The 12,608-nt window shown below is 42.3% G+C and carries 10 protein-coding genes; 4 read left to right on the top strand and 6 right to left on the bottom strand.

Features of this window, described 5'->3' with window-relative positions:
* Positions 1-163: 163 nt before the first annotated feature.
* Positions 164-823: a GTP cyclohydrolase I FolE gene (gene folE, locus C5470_RS02250; protein WP_166285604.1), complete on the top strand. Its 660-nt coding sequence runs from the start codon at positions 164-166 to the stop codon at positions 821-823.
* A 21-nt stretch (positions 824-844) separates the two neighbouring features.
* Positions 845-1,990 (top strand): DUF418 domain-containing protein YeiB, encoded by a 1,146-nt coding sequence (gene yeiB / locus C5470_RS02245; protein WP_166285602.1) that lies wholly within the window; start codon positions 845-847, stop codon positions 1,988-1,990.
* Here the strand turns inward: yeiB and sanA are convergent.
* Complete coding sequence (sanA, locus tag C5470_RS02240) at positions 1,962-2,702, bottom strand: outer membrane permeability protein SanA (RefSeq protein ID WP_166285600.1); 741 nt, start codon at positions 2,700-2,702, stop codon at positions 1,962-1,964. The genes yeiB and sanA overlap by 29 nt on opposite strands.
* Before the next feature lie 771 nt (positions 2,703-3,473).
* Here sanA and C5470_RS02235 point away from each other — a divergent pair.
* Positions 3,474-4,286, top strand: coding sequence for a 2OG-Fe(II) oxygenase family protein (locus C5470_RS02235; RefSeq protein WP_166285598.1), 813 nt, complete (start codon positions 3,474-3,476; stop codon positions 4,284-4,286).
* Positions 4,287-4,769: 483 nt separating this feature from the next.
* Here C5470_RS02235 and C5470_RS02230 read toward each other — a convergent pair whose 3' ends face one another.
* The 5 genes from C5470_RS02230 to metG all read right to left on the bottom strand — a co-directional run bounded on the left by C5470_RS02230 (position 4,770) and on the right by metG (position 11,119).
* Positions 4,770-6,467, bottom strand: a complete 1,698-nt coding sequence (locus tag C5470_RS02230; protein WP_166285596.1) for an NAD-dependent malic enzyme — start codon at positions 6,465-6,467, stop codon at positions 4,770-4,772.
* A gap of 340 nt (positions 6,468-6,807) precedes the next feature.
* Positions 6,808-7,692, bottom strand: coding sequence for a cytidine deaminase (cdd, locus tag C5470_RS02225; protein ID WP_166285594.1), 885 nt, complete (start codon positions 7,690-7,692; stop codon positions 6,808-6,810).
* 140 nt (positions 7,693-7,832) lie between these two features.
* A complete protein-coding gene (locus C5470_RS02220; protein WP_166285592.1) occupies positions 7,833-8,528 on the bottom strand; it encodes a CidB/LrgB family autolysis modulator in 696 nt (231 codons plus the stop codon).
* A 2-nt stretch (positions 8,529-8,530) separates the two neighbouring features.
* Complete coding sequence (locus C5470_RS02215) at positions 8,531-8,959, bottom strand: CidA/LrgA family protein (RefSeq protein WP_166285590.1); 429 nt, start codon at positions 8,957-8,959, stop codon at positions 8,531-8,533.
* A 132-nt stretch (positions 8,960-9,091) separates the two neighbouring features.
* On the bottom strand, positions 9,092-11,119 hold the full coding sequence (gene metG / locus C5470_RS02210) for a methionine--tRNA ligase (protein ID WP_166285588.1): 2,028 nt from the start codon (positions 11,117-11,119) through the stop codon (positions 9,092-9,094).
* 222 nt (positions 11,120-11,341) lie between these two features.
* On the opposite strand from metG, the gene apbC reads away from it, so the two are divergent.
* A complete protein-coding gene (gene apbC / locus C5470_RS02205; RefSeq protein WP_166285586.1) occupies positions 11,342-12,454 on the top strand; it encodes an iron-sulfur cluster carrier protein ApbC in 1,113 nt (370 codons plus the stop codon).
* Positions 12,455-12,608: the final 154 nt, after the last annotated feature.

Raw genomic sequence — 12,608 nt, 5'->3', positions numbered from 1 at the left:
AACTGAACTGTTGGCTCAGACGCTTGGTTGTGCTATACAAATCATGGACGCGATGTTAACGCGGCGCGAAATATCAGATTGTCTTAGTTATATGGTACTAATGACTCGAACATCAATTTTACTGCCCGCCAGATAATGGAAAGTAATACCTTTGGAGAAAATAATGTCATCCCTAAGTAAAGAAGCGGAGCTTGTGCATTCAGCGCTGGAAGCTCGTGGTCTTGAAACTCCTCTTCGTGGTCAGGCACTGGCGCCGGAAGTGCGTAAAGTGCGGATTGAGGAGCATATGACGGAAATTATGAAACTGTTGAATCTTGATCTAAGTGATGACAGTTTGGCGGAAACCCCCAGTCGTATTGCGAAAATGTATGTTGATGAAATTTTCTCAGGGTTGGACTACAGTAATTTCCCAAAAATCACATTGATAGAAAATAAAATGAAAGTGGATGAAATGGTGACGGTGCGTGATATCACGTTAACTAGCACCTGTGAACATCATTTTGTGACTATTGATGGTAAAGCGACAGTTTCCTATATCCCGAAAGATAAAGTGATTGGATTATCTAAAATTAACCGCATTGTGCAGTTTTTTTCGCAACGTCCACAGGTACAGGAGCGTCTGACCCAACAGATCCTGATTGCATTACAGACACTACTTGGCACCAATAATGTTGCCGTATCTATTGATGCAGTCCATTACTGTGTGAAAGCCCGGGGTATCCGTGATGCAACCAGTACCACGACAACGACATCCTTGGGTGGGTTGTTTAAATCCAGTCAAAATACCCGTCAGGAGTTTTTACGTACGACACGCCATTTGTGATTTTTACATCGGGATATAAAAATGACCCGCCAGAGAATTGATTCACTGGACAGTATTCGTGGTCTGGCGATTCTGGGGATATTGCTGCTCAATATCTCCGGTTTTGCTTTGCCATCTGCGGCTTATTTGAACCCGGAATATAATGGTTCAGTTTCTTCAACGGATTTGATTATCTGGTCTGTACTCAATATCTTTGCTCAGGGAAAATTCCTGTGTATTTTTGCCTTCTTATTTGGTGCAGCACTGGAGTTACTACTACCAAGGGGCAAAGTCTGGAACTATCCACGATTAATCATACTTGCCTTGATTGGCGTGGGGCATGGTATTTTGTTCTGGGATGGTGATATTTTACTCTCTTATAGTTTGGCCGGTTTTTTTAGTTTTCATCTGATTAGTCAAAATAGTACCAGTAGTCGGTTATTTATGAAAGGTGCTATTTTTTATCTGATTGGATTAGCGCTGTTATTTATTCTTGGTTTTTTTTCCAGAGGTGAATCTAACGATGTTTGGAGACCGACTGAATTCCATGTGTTATATGAAACGTTCTGGAAAACGGATGGTGGATGGCTGGCAATAGAAGAACGTTTCAATCAGGTCATGTTGATGATGGTCATGCTATTTATTCAGTATGGCTGGCAATTGGTCGGCATTATATTATGTGGTGCCGGATTAGTGCGTAATGGCTGGTTGAAAGGTGAATTTCCAGTGAGCCATTATCGAAATGTAGCGCTATTGCTGATACCACTCAGTTTTGCTGTCCAGATATTCTCTGTTGCACTCCAATATGCGTATGACTGGGATTACTTTTGGTCAGGTATTGTTGGCTATATCCTTTCTGAGTTGGTCATTCCATTTCAGGCGCTGGGTTATATGGCTTTAATATATGGTTTCTGGCCGGTAATTTCATATTGGCGAATTAATCGCTGGCTCAGGCAGGTTGGACGAATGGCGATGAGTAATTATTTACTACAAACTCTAATCTGTACTGTGCTGTTTTATCACTTTGGATTATTTGGTCAATTCAGCCGCCTGGAGTTACTGGCATTTATTCCATTTATTTGGACAGTAAATATCCTTTTTTCATGCTGGTGGTTACGCCGTCACCGTCAAGGGCCATTAGAGTGGCTGTGGCGAAATGTTACGGCGGCATTGGTACGCTCCTCTTAGGTTGGGTTTTGTCCATTTCCTGCAATTCTTCCGGAGTTACCGCCGGATAATCAGTTATACCTTCTGGTACTTTATGCGGAGCAGGAATTGGAATCAAAGGACCCAGGAAACGAGGTTCGCGTTTCAAAATATAAAGATCAGTTAAGGCGCCAAGGCGGGCAATTATTTCACGTAACCGGACAGTAATCATATTTTTAGGTGTGGAAACTGCATAGCACTGAGCGTCAATTCCCATATGCATAGCGATAAACAGCGCCCGTTCACAGTGGAATCGTTGAGTGATAATCGTAAAATCATTGGTGTCAAAAACTTTACGGGTTCTGACTATCGAATCAAGCGTTCTGAAACCCGCAAAATCCAGCACGATGTTTGTGGTTGGAATACCTGCTTTTACTAAATCCCTGCGCATGGTGACGGGTTCGTTATAGCTTTGTTGGGCATTATCGCCACTCAGTAGGAGATATTTGATTTTGTCGCTGTTATAAGCATTAACTGCCCCCTGAATACGGTACATATAGTACTGATTAGGTGCGCCAGAATGGTAGTATTTAGCCGTACCAAGCACCATACCCACTTCACGTTCAGGAAGTTTCTTGAGGTCATCAAAAATATAAGGGGCCGTTTTCCAGCTAATCCAGCGGTCAAGTGCAATAGCTGTGAGCGTTAGCATCCCTGTGATGAATAACAGACCAATTATCAGGCGCTTCCACATACTTTTGCCTTTAATATGTATCAATGACTAATATTGACTAAAGGCTACTTTACCTGAAATTCCGAAGCAAGTTTTCTCTATAAGAAAAAAGCCTGACAGTGGTTTTTTGTTGCCTGTTTCTTGATATTTTGTCCCGCTATAGTCAGCAGGCATCACATCTGGGGACGTCACGTGGTGACGATGAGTTCACATTTATCATCTTTAAAATTTTGTCGTAGCTGCTGATATACCGGAAACCCCGCTTCTTAAATGTAAGGGAACAGTCGAATGTTGTGATTGAAAAAATATCGGGAGATTAAGACATTAAAAGAAATTCGATAACAATATTCAGGTTAAGAATATATATATTCTTTTTTGGATTTTGGCATGTTATTTTTGATTTGTACGTTTTTTTACTTTATACTCAATATTGATGTTAAATAATAATATATTTCCAGCTTTGCTTCTGCGGTAAACATACCTGTTCTAAGCTGCCAAGAGTTAATGAAAGATTATGTTGTCTATTTATTATTATCATTGAGTATTAAATTGATTGTTTTTAATGTTATAGTAAAGTTCGTAAAATAAAATTATTGCCATCAAGACTTTCTCTATTATTAAATGTGTAATTAGTAAAATAACTTAAGTATATATCTATATTTATTTTGGTGATTAATATCGTGTTGATTAAAAGTGCTTTTACTGGATAGAATGTTGGAATTAACATTTCCTGGTGTATTTTTATGTAGGAGAATTTTCCAAAATCATGTTAAGTATAACAAGGTGACTTTTATGAAAAATGAAGTGATTTTATCTAATTCTTTGCAAGAAAGTGATCTCGATAAGTTATTTAATGATGAAGTGTTAGCAATTCATGTGAAGAAATATGTAGATAGTCATATCTCAGACAAACTTTCTGATTTTTTCCTCTCTCATGAAAATCTAGAACATTACCTTCATGATTTAAAAAAAGGAGATGAAATTGTTTTAGTCGATTATGGTGTTGATAGAGTTGGTGTGCCTTATAATACGACTTTTGGGAAACCAAAAGAGAGTGATAGTTATAAAAGATATTTTGAGAATGCATTACCCGCAATAAGAAACGTCAGAAATTTCTGTGCTCCAATGCTGGCACCTTTCGATAAATTTCGTTTAGAACTAGATGAAGTATGGTCCGCGGGTGCCAGTATTGCAAATTTTGAAGGTAAAAAGATGCATGCGGGGATTGCCAGGGTCATGAGAAGGCCAGAACTCTCTATCATGTCTGAAATACAACCTCATTTTGATGGTCTTCAACAACAATCTGTTAATTTGCTAGGGCAATTTTCTGTAAACATATATATAAAAGTACCTGTAAGTGGAGGGGAATTAGAGTTGTGGGATGTTCCTGCTATTCCTATTACCGAGTTGATTGAAGATAGTTCAGAACATGATTGGCGTGGCTCCCTTCCTCCATCTATTTCTATTAAGCCAGAGCTGGGAGATTTAATAATAATAAACACCAGGAAACCTCATGCCATTCGCAGTTTTTCTGAGGGAAGTAGAATATCATTGCAAAGTTTCATCGGTGTATCACCAAATAAACATCTAATGTTATGGAATTAATGATATTATTGATGTAATTAGCATATTGGGGATATTTTTTCTTTTAGGGATTGGGAGTATCAGATCCCAATCCTATAAATATAGAAATTATGTTTGTGTATTTGAATGTAAACTATATTAATACTATTGTTTTTGGTGTTTATTTTTTCGGTGTTTTTTATTTTTAGGTAAATTATTAAATAATTCTATTTTGTGCTTGTTCTGAATTTTTTAGGGTTGTGAGTGTACAACTCAATAATATTATATAAATTAAATATAATTTAGTAAAAATCGCCATAAGGCCTTCGGCTAATGTGGGTGGGGATATAAGGCAAAAATCTTAAAGGGTTTTTTAGAGATTAAAATGCCGCAATGAATATGCGGCATAGAGATATAATGGGTTTGAAGGCTACAGGACTCGTCGTTTCTGCTCTCAGGGCTTGTGTCAGACTCGTCAGGGACGAGTAACAGCTGGTGACGTTGCCCGATCTGGGTGGATAACCGTCACAATGAAGTACGTTTATATATACGATATTCCGGTTTCCAGAAGTTGCGGCCAATCGCTTCATTCAATGCACCGTCTGATGTGACAGTTGCAACACCTTGTATTTGCGCTTCTTTTGCAACTTGTTTGGCAATTTTGCGAGAAACTTCCTGAATATCATCAATGAGTGGTAGTAATGGGCCGGTACCGTTTTTAGCCAATGGTGAACAATCAGCCAGTGTTCGGCTTGCCGCCATCAACATACCATCAGTAACAAGTTTGGCCCCGGAAGCAATAACACCTAAGCCAATTCCAGGGAAGATATAGGAGTTGTTACATTGAGCGATCGGATACTCTTGATCTTTGTATTTTACCGGATTGAATGGGCTACCTGTTGCAACCAGGGCCGCACCGTCAGTCCAGTTGATAATATCTTCAGGACGGGCTTCAACACGGGAAGTTGGGTTGGATAATGGCATAACGATTGGACGTTCACAGTGTTTATGCATCTCACGGACGATTTCTTCTGTAAACAGCCCCGCTTGGCCTGAAACGCCAATTAATACCGTAGGCTTAGCATTACGAACAACATCAAGTAGAGAGATAGAATCGCTGTTCACATCCCATTCAGCTAAAGAGTCGCTTTTTTGTACCAGTTTATTCTGGAAATCCAATAAATTTGGCAGCTTATCTGTCAGTAAACCGAAACGATCAACCATGAAAATACGGGCGCGAGCTTGTTCTTCACTTAAACCTTCAGATTTCATCTGGGCGACAATCTGCTCTGCGATACCGCAACCGGCGGAACCGGCTCCCAGGAAAGTGACAGTTTGATCTTTCAATTGACGACCGGCAGCACGACTGGCTGCGATCAGGCTACCCAGTGTAACAGCGGCGGTTCCCTGAATGTCATCATTAAAGCAACAAATCTCATGGCGATAGCGGTTGAGCAGAGGCATGGCATTTTTTTGCGCGAAATCTTCAAACTGTAGCAGCACATTTGGCCAACGGCGCTTGACGGCCTGAATAAATTCATCGACAAATTCATCATATTCTGCACCGGTAATACGCGGATGGCGCCAGCCCATATATAGCGGGTCATTCAGGCGCTGGGGGTTGTTCGTTCCCACATCCAGGACTACCGGCAGCGTATAAGCCGGACTGATACCACCACAGGCGGTATACAGGGAAAGTTTACCAATAGGAATACCCATACCGCCGATACCTTGGTCACCTAGACCAAGAATACGTTCACCATCGGTGACAACGATAACTTTTACATTTTGTTTAGTCGCATTTTGCAGCATGTCATCAATATGCGTTTTATTTGGGTATGAGATGAACAGACCACGGGCACGGCGGTAAATATCAGAAAAATGTTCACAAGCTTCACCAACCGTTGGGGTGTAGATGATTGGCATCATTTCGCTCAAATGTGCATCCAGCAGGTGGTAGAACAGAGTTTCGTTAGTGTCTTGAATATTTCTCAGATAAATGTGTTTATCTGCATCATTTTTGAAATCAAGATACTGTCGATAGGCGCGTTCAGCTTGTTCTTCGATGGTTTCAACCGCTTCCGGTAATAAGCCATGAAGGTTAAAGTTGCCGCGTTCTGCTTCAGTAAAGGCACTGCCTTTATTCAGCAGCGGAAATTCCAACAGAATGGGGCCAGAATAGGGAATATATAATGGACGTTTACTTTCGTGTTCCAGTTCCATGAATCTTACTCTTTGAACTAAATGGATAACAAGGTCAGCCATAGATCCTAAGAGGTAGGAAAAATATGTACAGCAAATGTTACTTAATTAGAGGTAATATGAGTAAAAATGAGAGATAACATCCAGATTTAGCTGATAAAATGTTACGTTAACTGTTTTTGTAGGAGAAAATCTTCCATTGTGTATTTGACTTTCTATTGCCGGGCGTGATGCCCGGCAAAGCCGTCGATACCAATTTCGTATACGCACGGTTGCAGTTCTGCCGTAATAGTATCCATAGTGTTCCCCATTAATTGATATATATAATCTGAATAGAGGGAAAGCGCATTTTTCACTGAATTTAGAACGTGTGGTACTCAAATTTACTACAGCCTAGTGCAGCAAGTGTGGATTGAGTTGCACTTTTTTGGGACAACTCGCTGTTTTTTCCCTCAACTAATACCGCTCTTTCGATAGCCAGACAATCACCACCAGAAATATTCATCAGGATCAAGGCCGCTTGTAATGGAGGTAAGCTTGGGTTAAATGCGGCATTTTCTGCATAACGCCCAGGATAGATTTTTCCATCTTTTCCCAGCAGTGCTGTACCGCTGTATGAATTACTGTATGGAGCATGGCTTCGGTTTGCTGCATCCAGTGCAACGAGCACTAATTTATCCGTGGTTTCTAGTTTATAACCATGATTAACCGGATCCATCAATAGGGTAGTGATACCCAGATCGTTAGGACCAAAGGAGTCTGGCAAATAGTCACCTAATGTTAAAGGCTCTTGTTTTAGCAAGTGGATCTCTAATTGTGTGCCACTATTAAGCTCATTCATAAACTGGCGGCAGTGACCGCATGGAGAGTAATTAATTGTGATAGAAGTTAGTTTTTTCTCACCGCGTAGCCAAGCGTGAATAATAGCACATTGTTCAGCATGAATAGTTTGCTGTAACGGTACGCCGGTAAATTCCATATTTGCACCAAAATAGAGATTTCCGCTTTCACCACAGGCAATTGCGCCGACATTAAAATGTGATATCGGAGCCAGGGAACATGCCGCTGCGAGTGGCAGCAGGGAGATAGCCAAGGTGTTATCGTCAAAGCCACAGGTTTTCTTGACAGATTCAGCTTGTTCAGCCGTGAACATGGCAGGGAAGTCGTTGTTTCCTGCATGGGGCAAAAGTGCATCCTGTAGTTTAGATGGCAATTGGGCCCAAATAGAGCGAAAGCGAGCTTGCATAGAATGATCTCCAAATTAACTTGAGATCATTCTAGGTGCTCTGATTAGATCTATAATGTGACTTATATCACATAAATAGTGAAAATTATGTAATTAAATCCGGTAATTGAGAGATTTATATCAAATTTTTAAACTGGTAATTAGCCAAATAGGTATAGCAGCACCGGGAACACAAAAGGGGCAGTCAGTGAAGTAATGATACCACAGGTCATCAGTGCTAATGAGCTGTATGCTCCTTCAACAAAATTGACTTCTGTACAACGGGCGGTGCCTAAAGCATGTGATGCTGTTCCCATTGCCAAACCGCGGGATGCTCTGGTTTTCACTTGCAAGAGATCGAACAGGCTATGGCCAAATATTGCCCCGAGAATGCCGACAAAAATGACGCAAGCGGCACTGATTGCCGGAATACCGCCGATAGCATCTGCGACTGCCATTGCTATTGGCGTAGTGACTGATTTAGGCAGTATTGAGGCGGCCATTTCAGGTGTTGCGCCCATCCACAATGCAATAGCGGTACCTGTAACCATAGCGACAATACTGCCGATAAAACAGATACTGATAATGGACTTCCATTGGGCGCGGATCTGGTGCAACTGTTCATATAAAGGAAATGCCAGCGCAACCACGGCGGGCTGAAGCAGATCATTAAGAATTTGGCTGCCGGCGAAATAGTGTTCATAAGGGGTATTGGTTATTAACAATATTGGAATCAGTACAGCGATAGAAACCAATAAGGGATTCAGAATAGGAATTTTGAATTTTAGTGAAAGTTTTCTTGCGGCGTAGAATACAATCAATGTTAATGGCAGTGACCACCAAATGTGACTTAACATATTTATTTCTCTTGTTTTTCTTGTTCAGTCTTAACTTCTGATACAGAGCCGATAATTGGACGTGCGCGGTGAACATAATGGGAACTGTAAGCAACAATAATCATAACAATTGCGGTGCTGATCAGGCATGAAAGGACAATCGGTAGTATCTGTTGGCTGAGTTGATCGTAATAATTCATAACGCCTACACCGATAGGCAGAAACAGCAGAGTCATATTTTTCAGTAGCAGAGTGCAACCTGGTTTTACCCAGTGGGTAGGGATCAATTGGAAAGCCAATAAGACGAACAATATCAACATACCGATAATACTGCCGGGGACTGCGATGGGTAACAGGGCAGAGATGGCATTGCCTGCTAATAAACACAGATAAATCAGTACAAATGCTCGCAGGTACTGCCAACCTATAATCAGTACTTCACGAAACGACATAACAAAATTCCTAATTCCAGTGAGGTATTCATCATACAATTAACCCTAGGAATGTGCCATAGATCACATTCAAAAAAAGCGGGGACCATCGCTGATCCCCGCATGTAAGATATATTTGCAATAAATTGGTTGTTATTTCACCTGCATACCCGGTTGTGCGCCATTGTCAGGACTGAGTAGGAAGATATCTTTTCCGCCAGGCCCAGCAGCCATTACCATTCCTTCAGAAATGCCGAAGCGCATTTTACGCGGAGCCAGGTTGGCAACCATGATGGTTAAACGGCCTTCCAGTGCTTTTGGATCGGGATAGCTGGAGCGGATACCGGAAAATACCTGGCGGGTTTCGCCACCAAGATCCAGAGTCAGTTTCAGCAGTTTATCTGAGCCTTCTACAGAATCAGCCTGTTTGATAAGGGCGACGCGCATATCAACTTTGGCGAAATCATCAAAAGTGATCATATCCTGAATCGGATCTTCTGCCAGCGGGCCGCTGACTTTTTGTGGTGCGCTGATGCTTTCTTTAGACGCAGTAACCATCGCATTGACTTTATCCATATCAATGCGGTTAAACAGGGCCTTAAAGGTGGAAACCTGATGATCCAGCAGAGGCTGTTCAATGCCATTCCAGGTCAGTTCTGTATTCAGGAAAGCTTCTGCGCGTTCTGCCAGACTGGGTAAAACGGGTTTTAGGAAAGTCATCAAAACGCGGAACAGGTTGACGCCCATTGAACAGATGGCTTGAAGATCTGCATCGCGGCCTTCTTCTTTTGCCACAACCCACGGAGCCTGCTCATCCACATAACGGTTTGCCAAATCAGCCAATGCCATGATTTCACGGATTGCTTTACTGAATTCGCGGTTGTTGAACTCTTCTTCAATCACTTTCGCGCCATCAATAAACTTCTGGTAAAGCGCTGGATCAGCAAGTTTATCCGCCAGCTTGCCACTAAAGCGTTTATTAATGAAACCCGCGTTACGGGAAGCCAGGTTAACAACTTTGTTAACGATATCGCTGTTAACACGCTGGACAAAGTCTTCCAGGTTCAGGTCGATATCATCAATACGGGAAGAGAGTTTGGCCGCATAGTAATAACGCAGGCAGTCTGCATCCAGATGATCCAGATAAGTGCTGGCCTTGATAAAGGTACCACGGGATTTGGACATTTTCGTGCCGTTGACGGTGACGTAGCCGTGAACAAACAGATTTGTTGGTTTGCGGTAACCGCTGCCTTCCAGCATGGCCGGCCAGAATAGGCTGTGGAAATAGACAATATCTTTACCAATAAAGTGATAAAGATCGGCGGTGGAATCTTTTGCCCAGAACTCATCAAAGCTCAGATTTTCGCGTTTGTCACACAGGTTTTGGAAAGAACCCATATAGCCAATAGGCGCATCCAACCAGACATAGAAATATTTGCCCGGTGCATCAGGAATTTCAAAACCAAAGTAGGGGGCATCACGGGTGATATCCCACTGTTGTAAACCGGATTCAAACCATTCCTGCATCTTGTTAGCAACCTGCTCCTGTAATGCGCCGGAACGGGTCCATGCTTGTAACATGTCACTGAATACAGGTAAATCGAAGAAAAAGTGCTCGGATTCACGCAGTTCTGGCGTTGCACCGGAGACAGCAGAACGTGGGTTAATCAGTTCCGTTGGGCTGTAAGTTGAACCGCAAATCTCACAGTTATCACCATACTGATCTTCTGCCTTACATTTCGGGCAGGAGCCTTTTACAAAGCGGTCAGGTAGAAACATCCCTTTCTCAGGATCGTATAACTGAGAAATAGTACGATTCTTAATGTAGCCGTTCTTTTTCAGCTCCAGATAGATTTCAGTTGATAATTCTTGGTTCTCTCTGCTGTGCGTAGAGTGATAGTTATCATAGCCGACTGAAAAGCCAGTAAAATCCTGATGATGCTCTTGGTTCACGGCGGCGATCATCTCCTCGGGAGCAATACCCATTTGCTGAGCTTTCAGCATGATTGGTGTTCCGTGAGCGTCATCGGCGCAGATAAAGTGAACCTCTTTGCCGCGCATTCGCTGAAAACGGACCCAAATATCTGCCTGGATATGTTCCAGCATGTGACCAAGATGGATTGGACCGTTAGCATATGGCAACGCACACGTCACCAATAATTTTTTTGCGACTTGAGACATAGTAAGGATCTGACTTCCAATAAGTGAAAAGGGAGTTTGATGTTACCTGATCAAAAAAATTGTCGCTAGGGTAACTCTTGATCTTCGCGGGTTTTATTGGATAAAAATTGAATCAGTGATTGAGAAGTGGGTTTTTGTTGCTGACCTTATCCGAACTCATTGGGTTCTGTTATGATGAAAAGATGGTTTTTATAGTTAATCATGATAATCAAAGGAGCCGGGATGAGCGCAAAATCCCCCGAGCAGACCAATCCTGACCTGCTGAAATCTCAGGTAACAAAAATACTTGCTACTTTTACACACCCGACACTAGAACACGATCTGACAGTTCTGAAAGCCCTGCATCACTGTACGATGCTTGATGATGTTCTGCACATTGAATTGATCATGCCGTTTGTCTGGCGGCGTGGTTTTGAAACTCTAAAAGAGGCGACAACGCAAAAATTGCAGTCAGTGACCGGCGCAAAATCTGTTGCGTGGAAATTGAACCATGATATCAGCACATTACGCCGCGCTAACGATTTGTCGGGAATTAATGGTGTTCGTAATATTTTGGCTGTCAGCTCAGGTAAAGGTGGCGTGGGTAAATCCAGCACCGCGGTAAACCTGGCGTTGGCGTTGGTTCAGGAAGGGGCAAAAGTGGGTATTCTGGATGCGGATATCTACGGTCCTTCTGTTCCGAGTATGTTGGGAACTGCCAAAGAACGCCCAACTTCCCCGGATGGTCAGCATATGGCGCCTATTATGACTCATGGCCTTGCCACTAACTCCATTGGTTATCTGGTGACAGATGACAATGCAATGGTATGGCGTGGCCCGATGGCCAGTAAGGCATTGATGCAGATGCTACAGGATACATTATGGCCGGATCTTGATTATCTGGTTATCGATATGCCACCAGGAACCGGTGATATTCAGCTTACGTTATCACAAAACGTCCCGGTCACGGGGGCGCTAGTGGTGACAACACCTCAGGATATTGCCTTAATTGATGCGATGAAAGGCATTGTCATGTTCCAAAAAGTGAAGGTTCCTGTACTGGGTATCGTTGAAAACATGAGTGCGCATATTTGTAGCAATTGCGGTCACCTCGAGCCTATTTTTGGTACCGGTGGGGCGGAAAAACTGGTCACTAAATATCATTGCAAACTGTTGGGACAAATTCCTCTGCATATTTCGTTACGTGAAGATCTGGACCGTGGAGAACCCACCGTTATCAGCAATCCTGATAGTGAATTCACGGATATTTACCGGGAAATTGCCGCGAATATTTCTGCGCAGATGTACTGGCAGGGAGAGAAGATACCGACGGAGATTTCGTTCCGCGCTGTTTGATACCGATATTCGCCATATTCGATGAATAGTAACGGGTTATGATATTTTCATTACCCGTTTTTTTGCGTATTGAAGAAAGAATTCTTTTTAGATTCATCTCTGTTGCATGGTTTTTATGCGAAACGCTTCGAAAAAAATGAGACTTAATCTTGTT

Origin of the sequence: Photorhabdus stackebrandtii, assembly GCF_011189495.1 — a bacterium.
Lineage (GTDB): Bacteria > Pseudomonadota > Gammaproteobacteria > Enterobacterales > Enterobacteriaceae > Photorhabdus > Photorhabdus khanii.
This window is presented reverse-complemented; position numbering and strand designations above follow the sequence as displayed.

What these genes read in the sequence shown, in the direction of transcription:
- C5470_RS02235 (WP_166285598.1), top strand. Translation starts at nt 3,474, where the DNA reads ATGAAAAATGAAGTGATTTTATCTAATTCTTTGCAAGAAAGTGATCTC.
- sanA (WP_166285600.1), bottom strand. Translation starts at nt 2,702, where the DNA reads ATGTGGAAGCGCCTGATAATTGGTCTGTTATTCATCACAGGGATGCTA.
- folE (WP_166285604.1), top strand. Translation starts at nt 164, where the DNA reads ATGTCATCCCTAAGTAAAGAAGCGGAGCTTGTGCATTCAGCGCTGGAA.
- C5470_RS02220 (WP_166285592.1), bottom strand. Translation starts at nt 8,528, where the DNA reads ATGTTAAGTCACATTTGGTGGTCACTGCCATTAACATTGATTGTATTC.
- metG (WP_166285588.1), bottom strand. Translation starts at nt 11,119, where the DNA reads ATGTCTCAAGTCGCAAAAAAATTATTGGTGACGTGTGCGTTGCCATAT.
- apbC (WP_166285586.1), top strand. Translation starts at nt 11,342, where the DNA reads ATGAGCGCAAAATCCCCCGAGCAGACCAATCCTGACCTGCTGAAATCT.
- C5470_RS02230 (WP_166285596.1), bottom strand. Translation starts at nt 6,467, where the DNA reads ATGGAACTGGAACACGAAAGTAAACGTCCATTATATATTCCCTATTCT.
- cdd (WP_166285594.1), bottom strand. Translation starts at nt 7,692, where the DNA reads ATGCAAGCTCGCTTTCGCTCTATTTGGGCCCAATTGCCATCTAAACTA.
- C5470_RS02215 (WP_166285590.1), bottom strand. Translation starts at nt 8,959, where the DNA reads ATGTCGTTTCGTGAAGTACTGATTATAGGTTGGCAGTACCTGCGAGCA.
- yeiB (WP_166285602.1), top strand. Translation starts at nt 845, where the DNA reads ATGACCCGCCAGAGAATTGATTCACTGGACAGTATTCGTGGTCTGGCG.